This window comes from Microcystis sp. M20BS1, from assembly GCF_020245305.1.
GTDB classification, from domain to species: domain Bacteria; phylum Cyanobacteriota; class Cyanobacteriia; order Cyanobacteriales; family Microcystaceae; genus Microcystis; species Microcystis ichthyoblabe_A.
Genome location: NZ_JADBUZ010000091.1, coordinates 1 through 22,405 on the forward strand (window position 1 = coordinate 1; position 22,405 = coordinate 22,405).

The following is a 22,405-nucleotide window of genomic DNA, read 5'->3' on the forward strand; positions in this document are numbered from 1 at the left end:
AATCGTTAAGCCAGAGGAGGTGGAAAGAGCCGTAAACTTGATTAACAATCGTCCTCGAAAATGTCTTGACTATCGTACCCCGAATGAGGTATTCTATAAAGGTAGATCAGACAGTGATGCAATTCAGACTTGAATTGGCCTATATCTTTTACCCTTATATTCGGCTTTTGCCCTCGGTGACTCTATCTTTCAGCAAATTCCTTTTTTAGGAGCGGCCTTAGTAATAGTTTTAACTCCCTTAGCTTTTCTCTATAGTTCTCTGGGAAGCTTTGGCAGTTTAATTATCTTTTTCGTCCTCTTTTTCGCCGTGGTACGCAATCCCCGCATCAGTCATTTTATCCGGTTTAACACCATGCAGGCGATTTTAATCGATATTTTGGTGTCTTTATTGCGATTGGTCTTAGATTTCGTCGCTAGGGGTGGGGCGAATTTAGTGGTAGAAACTCTTTTTAACGTCGTCTTTTTGGGAGCATTTGCCGCCTGTGTTTACAGCATTATACAGTCGGTTATCGGCAAATACGCCGATATTCCCACAATTTCTGAGGCAGCCTATTCCCAAGTGGGAGGTTAGATTAGGCTGGCTGAATAAATCTAAAAACCTTGTTGGGTAAGACTTTTAGACTTTTTGGCAATCAAAAAGTACCAGATATGGGAGTGATCGGGGGGAAAATCCCTGGGCTTTTTCCCTGAAAATTAGGTAATTGACCTCCTCAAAATCGGGAAAACCCTACACCCTACACCCCACACCCCACACCCTCTCCCCACAAAAAACTTTTTCAGCAGACCCTAATTAAGCTTGAGTTTGTCCCCTTTTTCGGCTACAGTCTCTCCAGAATCAATGCGTTCGCTGCCAGGCCACATCTATGAGTCCATTTAAACAGACGCTACGGGAACTCAACGCTCAGAAGGGGAAAATAGCCGCTTCTGTGGGCAGAAAAACGCCTAAACGGGTTAATCGTTGGTTTAAATGGCTTTCTCCCGGTCTTTTTGTCAAACGCTGGCTTTTAATCAGTTTAGCCGGCGTTTTTCTGACCTCCTTCGGTTTAGCTATTTGGGTAAAATTAACCCCAGTTAATCGCTTTTTAGAGTTTGTTTCCCAAGCATTAGAAACGACCGCACGTTTAGTCCCCAATTCTGTTTCCGGGCCGCTGGCGGTTTTGCTGGGTGTCTTTTTGTTATTCTGGGGTCAGAGTCGCACCGTCGAAACGATTACAGAAGCACTACAACCAGACGCATCGGAGGAATTAGTCGATCGCCTACGGGCCCATCGTCGTCTCCATCGCGGCCCAAAAATTGTGGCGATCGGTGGCGGTACGGGTTTATCGACGCTTTTACGCGGTTTAAAACAGTATAGTTCCAATATCACCGCTATTGTCACCGTAGCTGATGATGGCGGTTCTTCGGGCCGATTACGTCGGGAAATGGGCATTTTACCCCCGGGGGATATTCGCAATTGTATCGCCGCTTTAGCCGATGAGGAAAAGTTATTAACGGAATTGTTTCAATATCGCTTTCATACCGGGGATGGTTTATCGGGCCACAGTTTTGGTAATTTATTTATCAGCGCTATGACCGAGATTACCGGCGATCTGGAACAGGCGATCGATGCTAGTGCCAAAGTTTTGGCCATTCGCGGTAAAGTGCTACCTGCTACCCTTACCGATGTTAGTCTTTGGGCTAAGTTAGCCGATGGGCGCATTATTGAGGGAGAATCAAAGATAACCGAAGCTATGGGGCAAATTCGTCAGATTGGCTGTCATCCTGCCGATCCAGTCGCTTTACCGGCTGCTTTAGCGGCAATTAAGGAAGCAGATTATATTATCATCGGGCCGGGTAGTCTTTATACCAGTATTATCCCTAATTTGTTGGTTCCCGCAATTCGTCAGGCCCTAGCACAGGTGACAGTCCCCCGCGTCTATGTTTGTAATATTATGACCCAGCCGGGGGAAACGGATAATTATTCGGTGGCTGATCATTTGCGAGCGATCGAAGGAGTCTGCGAAGAACGCGTCTTTGATGCGGTTTTAGCCCAAAGAACTGCACCATCGCCCCAATCTCTACAATTATACGCCCAAGAGCATAGTCATCCTGTCTTTTTAGATCGCGAGGAGGTGGGAAAAATGGGTTATCGCATTGTTTTAGCGAATGTAATGGCAGAAGATGAAGTTACTGCCAAAGTTCGTCACGATCCCCAACGTTTAGCCCGAGTTTTATGGCGCTGGTATGCTAAAAAGTGAATAGCGAGTTGACTAAATGTTTTTATCTAGCTTTGTCAAGTTATAAAATCATATTTTTTGCTTTAATTTGCCGACATTAGCCAAATTTGCTGATTAAAGCCCTAGGAAAAAATTAGCCTAAAAACCATTTCGCCTTATTCTGTGTTATACTCAGATTTTCAAGAGAGATGATCATGCACTACTCTACTAAATCTAATCAAGAGACAGGTGCGACAGTCTATTCCCCAAGCGATGGAAGTGAATTAATTCCTGCTGAGGTTAAACTAGATATAAACGGGCAAAACTATCAATCACTTAATATACCTCTCCCAGAGGGCTATACAGTAGATGATGAAGGAATCATCAATAACTATGGTAGCGAACCCAAGATTTATCTATCAAAATCCCCATCTTTAGAACAGCAAAAATGGTATATTTTGCAAGGAGTAGGGGCGGTTTTGTTGGTTGCTTTGGTGTTATTAATCACCTTTTCCGTTAGCTAGATAAAAACCGTAGGATTGACATTTAAGTTGAGCGAGACAGGAAAACTTTAATTTACACCATAGAGTCTGCATCCCAAGTATCGGGAGCATATATTGGAACCGACTCTATCTATCTGTCCAAATAGTAAATCTGACAGCTGAACTTTTTTACTTTGCTAAACTTGACAATTTTTTTCAGTTTTTTGTGGGTTGCTTCGTGATCAACAATAGAACCACCAATAGAGATAACTTCTCAAAGGAAATTCAACAGGTATGAAATTTAATCCTTCTCTTAGTCAAGAACCTCGCTATCAGGCAATTCCTGTTATGCAGATAACTTCCAAAGAAACCCTTCTCTATTGGTTAGAACGGACAGGAAGATTAAAATTACGTCAATCTGATGCTCATCCCGATTCGCAAATGTTAGAAGAATTAGACGATATTATCGATCCAGATAATTATGCTATAGAAGAAGAAGAAGAAGAAGAAGAAGAATAAATAGTCTTAAGTAGGTGGGTGGAATTAAATATAAGATGAACGTAGGTTGGGTTGAAGCATGAAAACCAACGCCCGCTCATGTTACGCTACCGCTAAACCATCCTACAAATAATTGTGCCTCCCTACTTACTGGGAGTTAGGAGTGAAATTTCAATTATCTAATATTCAGGAGATTAAGAAAGTGGTATCAACGAAAAAAACGGCTTTAATTTACTGTGAAAATCAGTTTGGACGTGTGGATGGAAAAACGGCAGCTGGCTTGATCAGACAATCAGAAATATATACAATTGTTGGTGTGCTGGATAGTTCCTTAGCGGGAAAAGATGCGGGAGAAGCATTAGGAGATAAAAAAAATCATATTCCCATTTTTGCCAATTTACAAACAGCCTTAGAAAAACTTAGAGATGTTCCCAATTGTTATATCTACGGCAAAGCACCCTTAGAAGCGTTTATTCCCCCCCTAGAAAGGCTGCTAATTTTAGAAGCAATGGCAGCAGGAATGGATATTATTAATGGTTTGCATCAATTCTTCTCCGAGGATTTAGAATTTAGGGAGCAAGCTAGTCAGTATGGTGTACAAATTACAGACATTCGTAAACCACCACAATTAGCTGATCTTCATGTATTTACCGGGCAAATTTCCCAAGTAAATATCCCCGTTATTGCCTTTTTAGGAACCGATTGTGCTTGCGGAAAAATGACCACTGCGGTGGCAGTTAATCAAACTCTCCAAGGCTTGGGTATTAAGTCTGTCTTAGTCGCTACTGGACAAACTAGCTTGATGCAGGGAGCAAGATATGGGGTTTCGATCGATGCTTTGGTTTCTCAATTTGTCATCGGTGAAATTGAAAATGCTGTGGTTCAAGCTTTTGAGAAAGAAAAACCCGATATTATTTTAGTGGAAGGACAAAGTTCTCTGAGTCATCCTGCTTTTATGAGTTCCGTGGGAATTTTGAAAGGAAGTAGGCCCGATGGGATTATTTTACAACATCCCCCAGCCCGAAAATTTCGCTGTGATTTTCCTCATTTAGCCATGCCAAAATTACAGGAAGAAATTTCACTAATTGAGGCAATTTCTCCCACTAAAGTTATCGCTATTGCGATTAATCACGAAAATCTCACCGCAGCAGCCACTGAGCGTATTATTGCCAAATATGAGCGAGATTTTCAGTTACCGACTACTGATGTTTTGTTACACGGATGTGAGAAATTAGTCCAAGCTTTATGCGATCGCTTTCCGAAATTAAACCGGAAAATCAAAGGGGAAATTTTAGCTGCAATTCCCGCAATTGGGAGCAAATAGGCTGATGAAAGACCTTTTGCCCAGAATCGAGATTTCTCTCCCGAAAATACGCCATAATGCTCGTTTACTCTGCCAATTATACGGCAGCAAGGGACTTTCTGTTATGGGAGTTTCCAAAGCGATTTTGGGTGATCCCTCGATCGCCTTGGCGATGATTCAAGGTGGAGTCAACTTTATCGCTGACTCTCGAATCGAAAATATTCTCAAAATGAAACAAGCAGGAATAGTGACAACTTTTGTTCTGTTGCGTACTGCCTTGAGTCAAGCAGAATCAGTGGTTAACATTGCAGATATCAGCTTAAATACCGAATTAGCAACAATTCAGGAACTTTCCTATTATGCTCAAGAAAAGCAAAAAATACACCGCATTATTATCATGACGGAGTTAGGGGATTTACGCGAAGGTGTACTGCCGAAAGATCTCGTCAAGTTCATCAAAAAAACCCTCGCTTTTCCCTTTATCAAAATTGTCGGACTGGGTTGTAATTTGGCTTGTTATGGAGGGATTAAACCTGATAGCCATAATATGAGCAAATTATCTGTGTTAACAGATACAATTGAGCAGGAGTTTTTAATAAAATTACCGATTATTTCAGGAGGAAATTCTGCTAACTATCAATGGTATCAAAAAAGTAGCGAAGTTGGTCGGATTAATAATCTGCGTTTAGGAGAATCAATTTTATTAGGTTGTGAAACAGTTAATCGACAAGTGATACCTGGCTTATATACCGATGCTTTTCGGTTAATTGCTGAAGTAATCGAATCCAAAGATAAACCATCTCTACCCTCTGGAGAAATTGGTCGAGATGCTTTTGGTAATGTTCCCAGCTTTATCGACCAAGGCATTCACCGTCGAGTTATTATTGCATTAGGAAGACAGGATATTCTTATCTCTGGATTACAAACAAGTCAGGAGATAAAAATATTAGGTTCTAGTAGCGATCATCTAGTTGTTGATAGTCATAACAAGAGGTTAAAAGTAGGAAGCGAAGTCAGTTTTAATCTTGATTACGGAGGACTTTTAACAGCCATGACTTCTCCTTTTATTACTAAAAGTTATGCTCTCAATGCAGTAGCACAACTGTCTTGATCGATGAATAAATATCCACAGATATATTTAGGGGTTGCTGGCTTATCACCTTGACATCAGCGCCGTAGAGATTTGTACTCAATTACTATCCTATCGCTAAATTCTGGGAAGAAATCAAAATCCCCCTCAATCCTTAACAAATTCTTAATCATCTCGTTTGGCACCATGATAAGCCGCCCCGAGGTATAATTCCCCTACTTTCGGGTTATTGAGTAAATCTTGACCCGATCCCTGAAAACGATCTTGACCACTTTCTAAAACATAACCTCGATCGGACATCATTAGGGCTTTTTTGGCATTCTGTTCCACTAAAATAATTGCAGTTCCCGTCTGATTAATCGCTTTTATCTGTTCAAAAACACTGGTTACTAAGATAGGAGATAAAGCTGCCGAAGGTTCATCGAGAATTAATAAATCCGGTTGCAACATCAGCGCTCTTCCCATGGCTAACATCTGTCTTTCTCCTCCGGATAAAGTGCCAGCTTTCTGACGACGGCGCTCGTCCAAACGAGGAAACATGGCATAAATGCGCTCTTTTAGGGGTTTAATCGCTTTTTTACTGGTAAAAGCCCCCATTTCTAGATTTTCCTCGATGCTCAGGGATGGAAAAACATTAGCAATTTGGGGAACATAACCCATACCGAGGGGAACGATTTGATTAGATTTCCAACCAGTGATATTTTTTCCCTTAAAAGTGATAGTTCCAGCACTGGGTTTTAATAAACCAAAAATTGCCTTAGCGAGGGTGGATTTTCCCGCACCATTGGGACCGATAACCGTGACTAATTCCCCCGGTGCAATGCGAAAGTTAACCCCTTGCAATATGTATAAATCCTGCACATAACCAGCATAAACTTGTTCAACTTCTAAAAGATAATCCATGGTAAGGTAAAAAGGAGATAGGAGAGAGTAATATAAATTATGAATGGGGAAGTGGGAAGCATTTTCAGTAAACAGTAAACTGAAAACTTACATCTGATAACTGATAACTGATAACTGATAAATTAGGGAGTTTTTTGTAAATCGGGACGTTCTTCTGGCAGAATTGCACCTTCGACGGGACATACTTGTAAACAGATACCACAGTCGATACAAGTGGCAAAATCAATCCAATACCAATCGGTTCCTTTAACATTTTTACCCGGTCCTGGATGGATACAAGCAACAGGACAAGCGGAAGCGCAATCAGCAACCCCTTCACAAATTCCAGTGACGATCGAATGTGGCACAGTGTTTTCTCCTCTAATTCTTAACATTACTTTACCACTTTTAGGCACTGCCGTGCCAGGATCGGAGCATTGTTAGGAAACTTTCTCTTAATTCCCTAAAATATTGGGAGTTTTTTCTTGATCTTAGCAAGAAGTAAAATAGAAGTTTTCGCTAGGGTTTTTACTATTCCCTTACGGGAGGAAAAATAGTTAATTTCTTCCTGTAATTTATGATTATTTGTTTGAAGATTATTATGATTATTTTCTAATTCTCTTAGTGATATTTCCATCTCTTGCATAGTATGATAATCTTGCTGTTGTTTCAGATACATTGTCTGTTGTGCTTCCTGTAATTTTCTTAACTCTAACCAGACTTGATTCTGACTTGATTCCTTAGTTTCACTGAGCGCATACTGGAAAAAATTACTAATTTCTGCCGCTATTTTTTGATTAACTTCAACAAGCTCGATAATACCAATTTTTTCGGGGGTAATTTTCGGGTATAACCTTCTTAAATTTTGGGCGATATCAGAGGAAAAAGCGATGATTCTAGAAGCGGACAAAATTGCATAGTGTTTTTCTAAATTTACTGTTAAATTGCCATTTTCTTCTGGGAAATCAAAAGCAAGCAAAAGTAGAGAAGGAGTGGTTAAGGGACTGGTATAAAAAGTGGAAATAAATAAATTAGCCTGCAGGCGATCGCAAATAGTTTGGATTTTTCTGGCATCCTTTCCCGTACAATTATAATCGTAGGATTCTGCGGGCCAATATTTAAATTTTTCCCATCGTGGTGCGGTGTTATTTCTATCTAAAATAACAATGTGTTGACTAAATTCTAATTGACTCCAATGCTCTAGAATTGAAGACCAAACCCTGGCTAATTTCCCTTGATCGATTTGAAAAATTACGCCATCAATAACAATAATTGGAGTTTTATTCTGGGAGATAGCTTGAATTGTTTGTAATTTTTCTCGCTCATCCTTATTTAAAATTTTCCCTAAATCTTCCATCTTAACTGGATTGGGTTTAATTTCTATATCCTTAATTTCTGGGTGAGGAATTTCATAGATTTTACACACTTGATAATGTTCCTCTAATGCTTGACCATTGCTGCCATGTTCTAAACCTTGGAGATTTAAATAATATAACCCTAAAATCTCAGGAATTAAAGCCATTTTTTCCCCTTGACTGCCGATTCTTAACCAAAATTCGTAATCACCAGCACAGTGAAAACTTTCCTGAAAATAACCATATTTATCGTGCAGCATTTTTCGCCACATTGGTTGAGAACCCACACAACAACCTTGACGCATCTGTTGATAGGAGTAATTTGGCCAATTCCAATGTTTTAAAGCTGGGGTGGTGGCAAAAGTATCATTTTTGATGGTGGTAATTAATTGATCGGCATAAACTAAACTAATCTCTCTATTATTATCTAGATAATTAGCCATAATTTCCAGAGCATTGAAACAGCGACGATCATCAGTATTTCCATTGGTGAGATAAAGACCCCTAGCTAGTTTAATAGCGCGATTCCAAGCGCAGTAGAGGGTTTCTCGTTCTTGAGTTCTCTGGTAAATAATATTAGGATAATTTTCTTGAAACTCTTGGATAATCTCCCCTTCATTCTCTGGAGAAGCACTATCGATAATAATAATTTCTACTTCTCCCTTTTCATAAAGAGTTTGAGTAACTAAATCCTCTAGACAACCCCAGATAAACTCCGCTGATTTATAGGTAGAGACAATTACGGAAACTTTGATCCTCTGCACGGGGATAGAGTTATTAAAACTAGGATTCATTGGCTTATCTGATCGCAATTCAAGACAGAAAAATTTTTGATAATTCTGAAAAAGAAGATTTTAAGACTCTATATTTGATCGGGAGAATTGTCAAGGTGTTATCGACTTTTACTGAAGATACCAGTTTATTTACCTTTTGCTTGTTACTTGACATAATAAAAAACTATAATGGGAAGGCTGTGGAAAATGAGCAACAATGACCGTATCTTCCTCCCTAGACTGGTTAACCCGTGGAACCAGTGATTTATTCCCCCATCAACCCGACTCCCCAGATCCTAGAGAAAATTTAACCCAACTACTGCAAACTACCGATCGCCCTTTAAGAATTAAACTAGGTATTGACCCCACCGGCAGCGATATTCACCTAGGTCATAGTATCCCTTTTCGGAAACTGCGTGCTTTCCAGGATGCCGGTCATGTAGCAGTGGTGATTATTGGTGATTTTACCGCTAGAATTGGCGATCCGACGGGAAAATCGGAAGTTAGAAAACAATTGACGAGCGAAGAAGTGAGAACTAATGCCGAGAATTATCTGGCACAATTACGCCCAATTTTAGATTTTAACACCCCTAATCGCCTAGAAATTCGCTATAACTCGGAATGGTTGGGGAAATTAGACCTCTCGCAAATTCTCGAACTTCTCTCCACCATGACTGTGGGGCAAATGTTGGCAAAAGAAGGCTTTTCCGAACGCTACGACAAGGAAAACCCGATTTTTCTCCATGAATTTCTCTATCCCTTAATGCAGGGTTATGATTCCGTAGCTGTTGAGGCCGATGTCGAATTGGGAGGAACCGATCAAAAATTTAATATTGCCGTCGGTCGCGATTTACAGAAATATTTCGGCAAAAAACCGCAATTCGGGCTACTTTTACCGATTTTAATCGGAACCGATGGCAGTCAAAAAATGTCCAAATCCCTGAATAATTATGTGGGATTGCGGGAATCGGCCCTGTCCATGTACTCGAAACTGGAAAAAACCCCCGACGCTTTGTTAAAAGATTATTACGAACTATTGACAAATTTGCCTTTAGATGCTATGGCGAGCAATCCGCGAGAGGCACAAAAACAACTGGCGATCGAGGTAGTTGCCCAGTTTCACGGGACAGAGGAGGCATTAAAGGCACAAAAAACGGCGCAGGAGATAGTTCTACAGGGAAATACGGCAGCTGCGGCCTCTGTCCCCGAATTTTCCCTAGCAGCGGTCACTTTTCCCCTAAAACTATTCTATCTTCTCTCGGCCACCGGCTTATGTAAAAGTAGCGGCGAAGGGAGAAGACAGATTCAGGGGGGTGCAGTCAGAATCGATAGCGAGAAAATCACCGATGTGGACAAAAGTTTTGAGACAGCCGAAGCTTTAGCCGGAAAAGTCCTACAGGTGGGCAAAAATAAATTTATTCGCTTTGTAGCTTAAATAAGCGAAAAAGTCCCTATTCGGCGGCTTTTTCCACGATTTCTAACTCAAAATCTCGAAAATGGGCTTTAAACTTTTTACTGAACTCAACGAGGACAGGTAGATTGGCGCTAACCGGTCTGCCACGCCATTCGGTGACAAAAGCTTTCACCCCTCCCTCTAATCCTTTCACGTCAAAAGGATCCGATTTGTGTTCAGGATGATGATAAACTACCACGGACTCAATTACACGAACTCGATCGCCAACTTTCATAAACTCTCTAGCAAAGACAAAGGCCTATTGTATCTTTGAAAACAATCTTATCATTGTACGCGATATCAGTGATCAGTAAACAGTGATCAATTATCAGGGAAATGGGGAGAAAAAAGCTGCCTGCTGCCTGCTCAAGCAAACAAGGTCATTAAACCTAAATAAAGCTTTGCGGGATCGAGGGTGACAACATATACAATGATTGGGGTTTATCGTCAAGCAACCCTAAGCCTATGCCACGCCGTGATGACTTAAAGAAAATCCTAATCTTGGGCGCTGGCCCGATTGTCATCGGACAAGCCTGTGAATTCGACTATTCGGGAACTCAAGCCTGTAAAGCCCTACGAGAAGAAGGTTATGAGGTAATTTTAGTCAATTCTAACCCCGCCTCGATCATGACCGATCCAGAAATGGCCGATCGCACCTATATTGAACCAATTCTGCCGGAAATTGTCGAGAAAATTATCGCTAAAGAACGCCCTGATGCGATTCTACCGACTATGGGGGGTCAAACTGCCCTGAATACCGCCGTCGCTTTGGCCAAAAGCGGCGTTTTAGAAAAATATAACGTGGAATTGATCGGGGCAAAACTTCCCGCTATTGAAAAAGCCGAAGATAGGGAACTATTCAAAAAAGCAATGGAGAAAATCGGTGTTCCCGTTTGTCCTTCGGGGATTGCCAACAATTTAGAGGAGGCAAAAGCGATCGGTCATCAGATCGGTTCCTATCCTCTCATTATCCGGCCGGCCTTCACTTTAGGCGGAACGGGGGGCGGTATTGCCTATAACCAAGAAGAATTTGAACCGATGGCCCAGTATGGGCTAGATTGTTCGCCTACATCGCAAATTCTCGTCGAAAAATCCCTAATTGGCTGGAAAGAATACGAATTAGAGGTTATGCGCGATCTAGCCGATAACGTGGTGATCATCTGTTCGATCGAAAACTTTGACGCTATGGGGGTCCATACCGGCGACTCGATTACGGTTGCGCCCGCCCAAACCCTAACCGATAAAGAATACCAACGCCTCCGGGACTATTCTAAGGCAATTATTCGGGAAATTGGCGTAGAAACCGGCGGATCAAACATCCAATTCTCCGTTAATCCCACTAACGGCGACGTAATCGTGATTGAGATGAATCCCCGGGTATCCCGTTCTTCGGCCCTGGCATCAAAAGCCACGGGATTCCCGATCGCTAAATTTGCCGCTAAACTAGCAGTAGGCTACACTTTAGACGAAATTCCCAACGATATCACCAAAAAAACCCCGGCTTCCTTTGAACCGACTATCGATTACGTCGTCACCAAAATTCCTCGCTTTGCCTTCGAGAAATTCCCCGGCTCCCAACCGATTCTAACCACCCAGATGAAATCCGTCGGGGAAGCTATGGCTATCGGTCGAACTTTCCAAGAATCCTTCCAAAAAGCTCTTCGCTCCCTAGAAACGGGACGTTTTGGCTTTGGTTGCGATAAAGTCGAAACTCTCCCCCCTCTCTCGGAAGTCCGGGCCGGTTTGCGAACACCTAACCCCGAACGAGTTTATAGTATCTATCATGCTTTTAAATTGGGCATGAATGGGGAGGAAATCCACGAACTAACCGGGATTGATCCCTGGTTCCTCGATAAATTGGCTGATTTGATGGAAACCGAGAAGTTTCTCAAACGAACTCCCCTGAAAAGTCTCGGCAAAGAGGACCTATTCGCTATTAAACAACAGGGATTTAGCGATCGCCAAATCGCCTTCGCCACCAACACCAGCGAGGACGAAGTAAGAAGTTATCGCAAGGGTTTGGGTATTGTTCCAGTCTATAAAATGGTGGATACCTGCGCGGCAGAATTTGAAGCTCTAACACCCTACTATTATTCCACCTACGAACGGGTAGAATCGGAAGTTTTACCCTCCGATAAACGCAAAGTGATGATCCTCGGTGGTGGTCCCAATCGCATCGGCCAGGGGATAGAATTTGACTACTGTTGTTGTCATGCCGCTTTTTCCCTCAGTCAAGCCGGTTTTGAGACGATTATGGTCAACTCTAATCCGGAAACTGTCTCCACCGATTACGATACCAGCGATCGCCTTTACTTTGAACCCCTGACTAAAGAAGATGTCTTAAATATCATCGAAGCGGAACAACCAGAGGGTTTAATTATTCAATTCGGTGGGCAAACTCCCTTAAAACTGGCGGTTCCCCTGCAAAAATATTTAGAATCGCCTAATTGTCCCGTAAATACCAAAATTTGGGGAACTTCACCCGATTCGATCGATGCCGCCGAAGATCGGGAACGTTTTGAACAAATCCTCCGACAATTAGATATCCGACAACCCCTCAACGGTATTGCCCGCAATTTCCAAGAATCCCAAGCAGTGGCTCAACGCATCGGTTATCCTGTAGTAGTACGTCCGTCCTATGTTTTGGGCGGTCGGGCAATGGAAATCGTCTATTCCGATAGCGAATTGGAACGCTATATGAAGTATGCGGTACAGATAGAACCGGATCACCCGATTTTAATCGATAAATTCCTCGAAAATGCCATCGAAGTGGATGTGGATGCCCTCTCAGATGCCACGGGAACAGTCGTTATCGGGGGATTAATGGAACATATCGAACAAGCGGGCGTACATTCGGGCGATTCTGCCTGTTCTATCCCCCATACGTCCCTGAGCGCCTCGGTTTTAACCACAATTCGACAATGGACGGTGGAACTAGCGAAAGCGTTAAAAGTAATCGGTTTGATGAATATCCAGTATGCGGTACAGGGAGAGACAGTTTATATCTTAGAAGCGAATCCCCGCGCTAGTCGTACTGTTCCCTACGTTTCCAAAGCAACGGGAGTTCCTTTAGCAAAAGTTGCCTCCCTCGTCATGTCGGGCAAAACCCTGACGGAATTGGGTATCATCAGCGAAGCAATTCCCCGTCATATTGCCGTGAAAGAAGCGGTTTTACCCTTCCAGAAGTTCCCCGGTGCTGATACTCTCCTGGGACCAGAAATGCGTTCTACAGGCGAAGTAATGGGGATTGACAGCGATTTTGGCAAAGCTTTCGCTAAAGCAGAAATGGCCGCTGGCGTGATCTTAGCCACCAGTGGGACGGTTTTCGTCTCGATGAGCGATCGCGATAAAACCCCCATGGTTCCCGTGGTTAAGGATCTGCAATCCCTCGGTTTTCGCGTCGTCGCCACTTCCGGAACTCGTAAAGTTTTGTTAGAAAACGGTTGCGAAAATATCGATTTAGTGCTAAAGATTCACGAAGGCCGTCCCGACGTTGTCGATTGGATCAAAAATGACTGGATTCAGTTTATTGTCAATACTCCCAGTGGTGAAGAATCCCAAAACGATGGCCGAAAAATTCGCCGTACTGCCCTCGATTATAAGTTACCAATTATCACCACTATCGCCGGGGCAAAAGCGACGGTAGCGGCCTTAAAATCCCTGCAATCTCAACCTTTAGAGGTGAAAGCTTTACAGGATTATCTCGCCTAATTTCAGTTATCAGTAATCAGTTATCAGTTATCAGTAATCAGTTATCAGTGAGCAGTTATCAGTTCACTCTTTACTGTTTACTGTTTACTGATCACAGCAAAAAATCTCCCATCACCCCACACCCCACACCCCACTTCCTAATTCCCATGACCGATACTCTAAACGATTATAAAAACCTAATTAGTGAACTGATTAACCGTTATAAAAACCGCGTCGATTTCCTGACAATTCGTCTGGAAGAAGCGCGGGGGACTAATATTCTACTGCGTTCCGAACGAGTTGAAACCCTCAGCGAAGGTATTGCTATCGGTGGTCAGGTACGCGCTTGTTATAAAGGAGGTTGGGGATTTGCCAGCTTTAATCAATTATCCAGTTTACAGGAACGATTAGAAGATGCGATCGCTGCTGCCCGTTTAATTGGGGAAGAAGAAACCCTGATTGCTCCGGTAGAACCTGTAATTATCTCCTGTGAATTGCCTTTAACGGGAACGGATCCCCGTTTAGTGCCATTAGCCGATAAAAAAGCCCTCTGCGATCGCTATAATAACTTACTGCGTCAACATCATCCCAGTATTGCCACCACTTCCGTCCGTTACAGCGATAGCAGTCAACATATTCTTTTAGGCACTTCTGACGGGACTTTAATCGAACAAAAATGGTCAGACTTAGAAATGCGTTTTTCGGCCACCGCTAGGGATGGGGACAGCGTACAAACGGGCCGGGAAACCACAGGATCCCGAAAAGCTTTCGAGGATCTGGTCAATTTAGAAGAACAGGTGCAAGGGTCGGCTAAACGGGCCGTACAAGCCCTAGTTTTGCCCCCTGTCAAGGGCGATACCTACACCGTCGTCATCGATCCCATTTTAACCGGTCTGTTCGTCCATGAGGCTTTTGGCCACCTTTCCGAGGCAGATATGTTATACGAAAATCCCGACCTTTTGGAAGTGATGAGTATGGGCAAACGTTTCGGACCAGATAACCTGCAAATCTTTGACGGGGCCTATCCGGAAGGTCATCGGGGCAGTTATTTTTATGACGATGAGGGAACCCCCGCGACGACTACTCAGTTAATTAAAGATGGGGTTTTGGTGGGAAGACTGCATTCGCGGGAAACGGCGGGCAAATTAGGCGAAAAACCGACCGGTAACGCCCGTTGTCTCAATTATCATTATCCGCCCATTGTCCGCATGACCAACACTTGGATTGAACGGGGAACCACTCCCGTTAAAGAGTTATTTTCGGGGATAAAAACGGGAGTTTATGCCCAAAATTGGCAGGGAGGCATGACTAACGGCGAAATGTTCACTTTTAGCGCCGGGGAAGCTTGGATGATTCGCGATGGAGAAATTGCTGAACCGGTTAAAGATGTGACTCTCTCTGGTAATGTCTTTAAAACCCTAGCCAATATTGAGGCAATTGGGGATGATTTCTACTGGGACGAGTCGGGAGGCTGCGGAAAAGGGGGTCAAAGTGGTTTACCCGTCGGCTGCGGTGGCCCCAGTCTCCGTATCCGCGATGTGGTGGTGGGGGGAGAAGCCGATATTCAGTGAACAGTCAACAGTAAACAGTAAACAGCTTCTGAGGGCAAGAGGCTCCAAGAAAGAATCTGGCAATTCTCCTACCTAAAAAGAAGGTTAGAAACTAAGTACATCAAAACCTTTAGCTTAACAAATTAGGGGGGGCATCTCAATTTTTGGGCGCACGCGGTGCGCCCCTACCATTGGCGCAATAATATTATTGTAGGGGCGAATTGCATTCGCCCTGAGAGCCGAAATCTATCTCATCTTCTCGTCACTGTCTTCAATTTCTTGATCATCTTGATTGATTTCTTCTTTAAATCCCCGTAAAGTTTTCCCCAAAGCTGCCCCAAATTCGGGTATTTTTTTCGGTCCAAATATCAGGAGAACAACGACAGCAATAATTACTATTTCTGGCCAACCTAATCCAAACATAATCTTTAAAGTAAAAAGTAAAAAAAGAGAAAGGAGTCAGAATTCAGGAGTCGGAAACTTAACGGTAATAACTGATAACTGATAACTGACTCTATGCTGCTACTTCTGCTCGTTTATAAGCTTCGTCGAGGACTTCTGAGAGAGTTGGATGGGTGTGGATGCGGAAAGCGAGTTCATGGACAGATTTACGTTCAGCGATCGCATTGGCCGCTTCTTGAATTAAATCCGATGCGTGGATACCGATAATATGAACACCGAGTAATTCCCCCGTATCCTGACGATAAACGACTTTAGCGATGCCTTCCGTTTCTCCTTCCGCTAAAGCTTTGGAATTTCCCTTAAAATAGGTCTTGACAGAAGCAACCTTATACCCTTCTTGCTGTGCCAAAACTTCTGCTTGCGGTTCCGTTAAACCCACATAACTAATTTCGGGGTGGGTAAAAGCGGCGGCGGGAATACTGCGATAATCGATGGTTTTTGGGCGATTACAGATATTTTCAATGGCTATTACCCCTTGACCCGAAGCAGCGTGAGCTAACATCATTTTACCCGTAGCATCGCCCACAGCCCAGAGATGGGGAATCGGTTCACCGTCCTGAATTACCTGCATTTTGTCATTAACCGCAATAAAACCGCGTTTATCCAGTTCTACCCCGACAAATTCCAGTCCGAGATTCTTGGTCGCTGGGATTCTCCCTGTAGCGACTAAACAAGCATCTACTTCTAAAATTTCGATCGCTTCTTTGCTTTTTGCGTCCACCAGTTCAATGGCCACAGGATTCCCCGGTTTAATACTTTTTGCCAAAACTCCCACATAAGTCTCGATGTCTCTAGGTTTAATCAGAACTCTTTCAGCGATTTTCGAGATTTCTGGGTCAAATCCAGGCATGAGACTATCTAAAGCTTCGATCATCGTCACTTCACAACCCAAAGCGGTGTATATATCCGAAAATTCCAGACCGATATAACCACTACCGATAATTGCGATCCACTTGGGTAAAGTTTCTAATCTAACGGCCTCATCACTGGTAAAAACCGTTTTATGATCGATCTCGATCCCCGGTGGGACAAAGGGAACCGACCCCGGACAGAGCATAATATCCTTAGCGGTGTAGATTTTTTCGCCACTATCCCCGATGACGCTAACTTTTTGCGGGCCGGCGATTTTTCCCCAACCGTGGATAGTATCAACCTTGAGACGTTTAAGACTATTAGTGAGATCGCCTCTAATTTTACTGACAAGGTTGTTAGCATGATCGGCAATGGTCGGACGGTCAAAATTAACGCCACCGATGGCAATACCTAGACTTTTCAGATGGTCACTATCGGCCAATTCGCGCACTCGTCCCGAGGCTGCCAGTAAAGCTTTAGAGGGAATACAACCTCGATTAACACAGGTTCCTCCCATATCTTTGGCTTCGATAATAGCTGTTTTTAGCCCACATTTGACCGCGTGTAGGGCTGCCCCGTGGCCACCAACTCCAGCACCGATAATAATTAAATCGTAGTCGAATTCACTCATAGTCTCTCTGACTCTCAAAGTTAGCATTATCTCATTTTACGATCCACTGCGATCAAGCGGTGCTATCCCGGTCAAAAACTGGAGCCAGTTTTTAGCCATCAGACTCTTGTGCATTGAAACTGGCTATTGGCAATTTTAGGACAAGACGTTACTAGACCTCTGGTAAAAATCAAAAATTGTTGTTAGGGTTAGGAGCCGGTCGTCAGTAGTCAGGAGAATTTTAAATGCTCTATTCACAGATTTTAGGTGATTTAGTCCTTATTTTTGCGGTTTTTGAATCTTCAAAAATCAATTAGGGTTTGCTGAATCAAAATATGAATACTAAGTAGTCGGACATAAATTCTGTTGTCTATCTTAAGAAATGTAAATTGCCGCAATTCTTACTGACGACCGACTCCTGACGACCGGCTACTGACTCCTTACCCTACAGTTAACTTTACTTTTGTCCAACTACTTATTGGAAAAATTAAACCTGCTGCCAATACTTTGCCAGATGAAATACCCATCTTTCTCTTACCATAATTTAGGCTCGAAACCAGAATCATTAATAATTTCTACCGTTTCTCCCGATGGTTTAATCACAAATAAACCCTGTTTATAGGCATAACGATCTACTCCTTCGTCTATTTCTATTCCCGCCACTGCACCATAAGCCTGATAGTTCTTATAATGGGGAAATGCTTGTTTAAATCGACTTAATTTTTCTAAAAAATCGTTGACATCATCTTTCGATAAACGAGACTTACATTCTACTAAAACTACCTCGGTTTCATCGACGGCTAAAATGTCAATCTCCATGGCTATTCCTTGCCGTTTTACCCTGGCACGACTGTAGGTTTCTTTAACATCGATACCTTTGCTACGAAATAGGCCAATAACAGCAGGTTCGACTAATTCCTCGACAAATCTTCCCCAGCGAGTGGTTAAACTATCCACCGCACGACTGGTATTAGCCACTGTTTTCTCTAGCTCGGCCAAACGGCGATCTGCTTCGGCCTTAGCTTCAGCGGCCCGGCGATCGTATTCAGCGGCCCGGCGATCGGCCTCGTCCTTGGCTTCGGCAGCCCGGCGATCGTATTCAGCGGCCCGGCGATCGGCTTCGGCAGCCCGGCGATCGGCTTCGGCAGCCCGGCGATCGGCTTCGTCCTTGGCTTCGGCAGCCCGGCGATCGTATTCTTGGCGTGATTGTTCAAACTTTTCGTTAGTTTTCTCAAAAAGTTTATAGATATCTTCGATGGTAATCGGTTGAGACATGGTTATTTGTTTTAATCTTTCTTATTTTACTATAATTGTACTAGCAAAGTACAAGTCATTTTAGGGACGGGTGTTAATTGAGCAAGTCAATAGTTATACTAAATCCGTTGAGTAACGCACAGAAAACGGGTTTCTCCGAGAAACCCGTTTTCTACTCATGCACTCATGCAAAACGGAGAATAAATAATCAGTTTTTAATAACTGGATTTAGTATGAGGACGATATAGCGGTGACGGGAACCACAGTTTCTTCGTTGATCATGGTTTCTAACTGTTGAGCCTGGGATTTGGCTCAATAAATTGATCATTGTAAATAATTGTTACAAATACTTGACTTAAGATATTTCTATGGTGACAGAAACACAGATCAAAGAAAAAGCGCTAGAGTTAGGTTTCCATGGGGTCGGTATTGCTTCTGTGGATAGTCAAGACTCGGCGGTATCCCATCTAAAAAGCTGGTTAGAGCGGGGTTATCAAGCTGATATGGATTGGATGACTAACCCGAAACGACAGGATATCAAAACTCTTTGGCCAGAAGTGCGATCGCTAATATGTCTTGCCCTTAACTACTACACCCCCCAGCAACACAGTCAAGAACAAAACCATGGCAAAATTTCCCGTTATGCTTGGGGAAGGGATTATCACAAAGTATTAAGTAAAAAATTAAAGGCCCTCAGTCAATGGTTAGAAAGTCAGGGGGAGCAAATTCAAACCCGTTACTATGTGGACACTGGACCAGTACAGGATAAGGTTTGGGCGCAAAGAGCAGGGATCGGCTGGATTGCCAAGAATGGTAACTTAATTACTCGTAATTACGGCAGTTGGGTCTTTTTAGGGGAAATATTAACTAATTTACCTTTAGAACCCGATCGACCCCATAGCGCCCATTGTGGCACCTGTAGCCGTTGTTTAAGCGCCTGTCCCACCCAAGCAATAGTTAGTCCCTCTGTGGTGGATGCTAATCGCTGTATTGCATACCATACCATCGAAAATCGTGCTGTAACTTTGCCTACAGAAATTGCCAAGAATTTACAGGGTTGGGTCGCTGGCTGCGATATCTGTCAAGATGTCTGTCCTTGGAATCAACGTTTTGCCCAAGTTACCGACGTGGAGGATTTTCAACCTCGTCCGGAAAACCTCTCGCCAAAGTTGGAGGAATTAGCTAATCTAACTATAGAGGAGTGGGATCGTCGTTTTATCTCGTCAGCCCTACGTCGAATTAAACCCCAGCAGTGGCGACGTAATGCCCAAGCTAATTTAGCCCATTCCCCTCACCCCCCACAAGATGACAATTAAAGTAGTCGTGTTCGATTTTGATGGTACTATCGCCGATACCCACGATACTTTCGTGGAGATTGTCAATCGTTTGGCTAAAAATTTTGGTTATCAACCCGTCAATGAGGAAGATTTGGCCAGACTAAAAAACCTTAGTTCCCAAGAAATTATTAAACAATCCCAAGTTTCTCCCGTTAAAATCCCTTTTTTACTCTATCGAGTTAAACGGGAATTAAATAAACAAATTGACTGCCTGAAACCCTTTCATGGCTGGCATCCCTGCCTTGCTACTCTTAAAGAAAGAGGCTATAGATTAGGAATAATCACTTCTAATACCAAAGAAAATCTCACCATATTTTTAGGTAATAATCAACTCTTAAATTTATTTGATTTTATCTGTTCGGGAACGCCTTTATTCGGCAAACACAAAATTATCGATCGCCTGATCCGACAAAATAAATTCTGTCCCGATGAAATGATTTATGTCGGCGATGAAACCAGAGATATTACTGCTGCCCAAAAAAGTCGAGTGCAAGTGGTGGCCGTCGCTTGGGGCTTTAATTCCCCTCAAATTCTCACCCAATTTAACCCCGATCATCTCATTCACCATCCCCTAGAATTATTGGATATTTTAGATCGGGCTGGCTGAAAAAGTTTTTCCTAGGTGACAGGGCATTTGTACTAAAATACCCAATACTCAGTTGAAATATAGACTTCGATCGATGGGGGCGGAGAGACTCGAACTCTCACGAGCTTATAAGGCTCAACGGATTTTAAGTCCGTAGCGTCTACCATTCCGCCACGCCCCCGTTATTTAACTGACAATTTTTTATCATATCATAAATAATTTAATTGGCAAGAGTATTTTCAGTAAATTATTTTAGTCCGCCAATTCGATCGCCACAAAGGGGGAAAGACAGGGTAAAATAATCAGCAGGTGAATTGCCGTTCACCGACAGCCATTGATAAAAATCAATCCTTATGCAATCAATTCTGACGCAAGAAACCATTATCATCGCCCTGATCTACCTATCTCTCAGTGTCTTGTATTTGCTCGTCATTCCCGCCGTTATCTACTACTACCTCAATACGCGCTGGTATGTGGCATCTTCTTGGGAAAGAGGGTTTATGTACTTTCTGATGAGCTTTTTCTTTCCCGGGATGCTGTTGTTAAGTCCTTTCCTTAACTTCCGTCCCCAACGTCGTACCCTCAAAGCTTAAGTTATCAACCCAAAAAAACCCATGAGACGCATTGATGTCATCGGGATCGGTATAGGGATGTTTGCTGTGGGCGGCATCCTCTACATTATCCTGCAAAAAACCGGTTTAGATAGTGCTTCGGCGGGAATTTGGAGTCAAGCGGTGTTGGTGGGTGGTGTCATCGGTTGGATTTTTACCTATCTGTTTCGAGTCGCCACCGATAATATGACCTACGGCCAACAGCGCAAGGATTACGAAGATGCCGTCTTTAAAAAACGTCTGGAAGCGATGACTCCCGAAGAAATCGCCCAAATGCAGCGGGAGATTGAAGAAGAAAAAACTAAATAAAGCAGTTAAAACTGATTTATCTGGCATCTGGGCTTGATAATAGCCCAATTTATCTGATTTAGTCCTTAAAGTCTTTAAATAATCGGTGGGAAATAATTCCACTGCTGTGTAGTTCTGTGAAATTAAAACAATCCTATGATGAGGCGTTTGTCAAGAGAACTAATGTTAAGATTCTTTGAGAAGGTCATGAAAGAAGCAATAGAAAAAGTCGTTTTAGCAATTAGGGGATAAAATTTCCGTCAAGAATAAAAATATTTGTTCCCTATCAAGTTGCGTCGATCTATGATATGGATAATCTATTTTTGTAGAAGCGTTATTTATGAATCAAAATCAGAGCGAGAACTGGGGCGGAAACAGAGAGCTAGATTACGATCGATTCTACAATGCTTGTGACCCTCTCAAAACCGGTGGTGATTCGGTAGTAGTGATGGCGGCTTAATCCTTTGCTTTGCTGTGCATTGTAGTCATGGATAAAATACCAAAGGGTTCCCCAACGTGATTCTCCATTTTTTTAGAGAAAGATAGACTCTCTCTCACCAGCCGAGAAATCCTTTGTCGAAAGGTATTATTTAATCTTTCAATAGGATTAGTTTTACCAGTTTCTTTTCCGACTGGTCGATGACGTTTACTAGGAATTACTGTCTTATAGGACTTCCAAAAGTCTGTGTAAGCAACCGCACATTGTCGATAAACACCTGGTAAACTGTCCCCAAAGTTTTTTGGCTGATTGACGACTCCTATCTCCGCGCATAGCAACCAATAATTTCCCTTGTTTTTCTATCAATTAACCGCCAAATATAGACTTTTATCGTCTTAGAAAAAACAAAAGACCACATCTCATCACATTCTATAACCAATTTACCTTTTGGTTTGTCCGAAACCTTTATTTGACCGGGGACAGCCGCCAGTTTATTGTTGACATAATTTTGTAACCATGACCAACTTACCCCTGTTACTCTAGCAATTCCTCGCAAGGAAATTCGTTCGAGCAAGAGTTTATCAATTAATTGTTTGGTTTCGTCAGAGACGGTTTTATTAGTGGGATTGATCACAAACTGACGACCACATTCTTTACATTGACGTTTGGGTTTTCCATTATGAATAGAACCATTC

20 protein-coding genes, 1 tRNA gene and 2 pseudogenes are annotated in these 22,405 nt (G+C 42.8%); 14 read left to right on the plus strand and 9 right to left on the minus strand.

Annotated elements, in window-relative coordinates:
* The 7 genes and pseudogenes from IM507_RS09140 to IM507_RS09170 all read left to right on the plus strand — a co-directional run.
* Nucleotides 1–133, plus strand: a pseudogene (locus IM507_RS09140) (IS30 family transposase); the annotation flags it as partial.
* A complete protein-coding gene (locus tag IM507_RS09145) occupies nt 134–571 on the plus strand; it encodes a Tic20 family protein (protein WP_287636917.1) in 438 nt (145 codons plus the stop codon).
* A 292-nt stretch (nt 572–863) separates the two neighbouring features.
* Nucleotides 864–2,237: a gluconeogenesis factor YvcK family protein gene (locus IM507_RS09150; RefSeq protein ID WP_002734499.1), complete on the plus strand. Its 1,374-nt coding sequence runs from the start codon at nt 864–866 to the stop codon at nt 2,235–2,237.
* 173 nt (nt 2,238–2,410) lie between these two features.
* On the plus strand, nt 2,411–2,719 hold the full coding sequence (gene psb34, locus IM507_RS09155) for a photosystem II assembly protein Psb34 (RefSeq protein WP_002734380.1): 309 nt from the start codon (nt 2,411–2,413) through the stop codon (nt 2,717–2,719).
* A gap of 252 nt (nt 2,720–2,971) precedes the next feature.
* Nucleotides 2,972–3,196 (plus strand): DUF3134 family protein, encoded by a 225-nt coding sequence (locus tag IM507_RS09160; RefSeq protein ID WP_069475198.1) that lies wholly within the window; start codon nt 2,972–2,974, stop codon nt 3,194–3,196.
* Between the two features lie 142 nt (nt 3,197–3,338).
* Nucleotides 3,339–4,499, plus strand: a complete 1,161-nt coding sequence (locus IM507_RS09165) for a DUF1611 domain-containing protein (protein WP_123231321.1) — start codon at nt 3,339–3,341, stop codon at nt 4,497–4,499.
* Nucleotides 4,500–4,503: 4 nt separating this feature from the next.
* The gene (locus IM507_RS09170) at nt 4,504–5,589 is read left to right on the plus strand and encodes an alanine/ornithine racemase family PLP-dependent enzyme (protein ID WP_002791507.1); all 1,086 of its coding nucleotides are present in this window, start codon (nt 4,504–4,506) and stop codon (nt 5,587–5,589) included.
* 144 nt (nt 5,590–5,733) lie between these two features.
* Here the strand turns inward: IM507_RS09170 and IM507_RS09175 are convergent, their stop codons facing one another.
* The 3 genes from IM507_RS09175 to IM507_RS09185 form a co-directional block, all read right to left on the minus strand.
* A complete protein-coding gene (locus IM507_RS09175; protein WP_069475200.1) occupies nt 5,734–6,471 on the minus strand; it encodes an ABC transporter ATP-binding protein in 738 nt (245 codons plus the stop codon).
* Nucleotides 6,472–6,593: 122 nt separating this feature from the next.
* Nucleotides 6,594–6,818, minus strand: a complete 225-nt coding sequence (locus tag IM507_RS09180; protein ID WP_002731774.1) for an indolepyruvate ferredoxin oxidoreductase subunit alpha — start codon at nt 6,816–6,818, stop codon at nt 6,594–6,596.
* A gap of 95 nt (nt 6,819–6,913) precedes the next feature.
* Nucleotides 6,914–8,599, minus strand: a complete 1,686-nt coding sequence (locus IM507_RS09185; protein WP_123231320.1) for a glycosyltransferase — start codon at nt 8,597–8,599, stop codon at nt 6,914–6,916.
* Between the two features lie 196 nt (nt 8,600–8,795).
* Between IM507_RS09185 and tyrS the strand changes: the two genes are divergently transcribed.
* Nucleotides 8,796–10,013, plus strand: a complete 1,218-nt coding sequence (gene tyrS / locus IM507_RS09190) for a tyrosine--tRNA ligase (RefSeq protein WP_002732578.1) — start codon at nt 8,796–8,798, stop codon at nt 10,011–10,013.
* A gap of 16 nt (nt 10,014–10,029) precedes the next feature.
* Here the strand turns inward: tyrS and IM507_RS09195 are convergent, their stop codons facing one another.
* Nucleotides 10,030–10,266 carry a ferredoxin-thioredoxin reductase variable chain gene (locus IM507_RS09195; RefSeq protein ID WP_002732972.1) on the minus strand — a complete coding sequence of 79 codons (237 nt, stop codon included), beginning with the start codon at nt 10,264–10,266 and terminating at the stop codon, nt 10,030–10,032.
* A 230-nt stretch (nt 10,267–10,496) separates the two neighbouring features.
* Here IM507_RS09195 and carB point away from each other — a divergent pair, with 230 nt between their 5' ends.
* Nucleotides 10,497–13,742, plus strand: coding sequence for a carbamoyl-phosphate synthase large subunit (gene carB, locus IM507_RS09200; RefSeq protein ID WP_123231318.1), 3,246 nt, complete (start codon nt 10,497–10,499; stop codon nt 13,740–13,742).
* 146 nt (nt 13,743–13,888) lie between these two features.
* Nucleotides 13,889–15,292, plus strand: coding sequence for a TldD/PmbA family protein (locus IM507_RS09205; protein WP_287636916.1), 1,404 nt, complete (start codon nt 13,889–13,891; stop codon nt 15,290–15,292).
* A gap of 225 nt (nt 15,293–15,517) precedes the next feature.
* Here the strand turns inward: IM507_RS09205 and tatA are convergent, their stop codons facing one another.
* The 3 genes from tatA to IM507_RS09220 form a co-directional block, all read right to left on the minus strand.
* Complete coding sequence (gene tatA / locus IM507_RS09210) at nt 15,518–15,694, minus strand: twin-arginine translocase TatA/TatE family subunit (RefSeq protein ID WP_002763330.1); 177 nt, start codon at nt 15,692–15,694, stop codon at nt 15,518–15,520.
* 91 nt (nt 15,695–15,785) lie between these two features.
* Complete coding sequence (gene lpdA, locus IM507_RS09215; protein ID WP_002744419.1) at nt 15,786–17,216, minus strand: dihydrolipoyl dehydrogenase; 1,431 nt, start codon at nt 17,214–17,216, stop codon at nt 15,786–15,788.
* 513 nt (nt 17,217–17,729) lie between these two features.
* Nucleotides 17,730–18,470, minus strand: coding sequence for a DUF3782 domain-containing protein (locus IM507_RS09220; RefSeq protein ID WP_002733066.1), 741 nt, complete (start codon nt 18,468–18,470; stop codon nt 17,730–17,732).
* A gap of 347 nt (nt 18,471–18,817) precedes the next feature.
* Between IM507_RS09220 and queG the strand changes: the two genes are divergently transcribed.
* A complete protein-coding gene (gene queG, locus IM507_RS09225; RefSeq protein WP_069475208.1) occupies nt 18,818–19,765 on the plus strand; it encodes a tRNA epoxyqueuosine(34) reductase QueG in 948 nt (315 codons plus the stop codon).
* On the plus strand, nt 19,755–20,393 hold the full coding sequence (locus IM507_RS09230) for an HAD-IA family hydrolase (RefSeq protein ID WP_002731644.1): 639 nt from the start codon (nt 19,755–19,757) through the stop codon (nt 20,391–20,393). Before queG ends, IM507_RS09230 begins: the two co-directional genes overlap by 11 nt.
* Nucleotides 20,394–20,467: 74 nt before the next feature.
* Here IM507_RS09230 and IM507_RS09235 read toward each other — a convergent pair.
* Nucleotides 20,468–20,553: transfer RNA gene (locus IM507_RS09235), tRNA-Leu, on the minus strand.
* 172 nt (nt 20,554–20,725) lie between these two features.
* Here IM507_RS09235 and ndhL point away from each other — a divergent pair.
* Both ndhL and IM507_RS09245 read left to right on the plus strand, forming a co-directional pair.
* Nucleotides 20,726–20,965, plus strand: coding sequence for an NAD(P)H-quinone oxidoreductase subunit L (gene ndhL, locus IM507_RS09240; RefSeq protein ID WP_002732218.1), 240 nt, complete (start codon nt 20,726–20,728; stop codon nt 20,963–20,965).
* Nucleotides 20,966–20,986: 21 nt separating this feature from the next.
* Nucleotides 20,987–21,292 carry a DUF3007 family protein gene (locus IM507_RS09245; protein WP_002733819.1) on the plus strand — a complete coding sequence of 102 codons (306 nt, stop codon included), beginning with the start codon at nt 20,987–20,989 and terminating at the stop codon, nt 21,290–21,292.
* 454 nt (nt 21,293–21,746) lie between these two features.
* Here IM507_RS09245 and IM507_RS09250 read toward each other — a convergent pair.
* Nucleotides 21,747–22,405: pseudogene (locus tag IM507_RS09250) on the minus strand (IS1 family transposase); the annotation flags it as partial.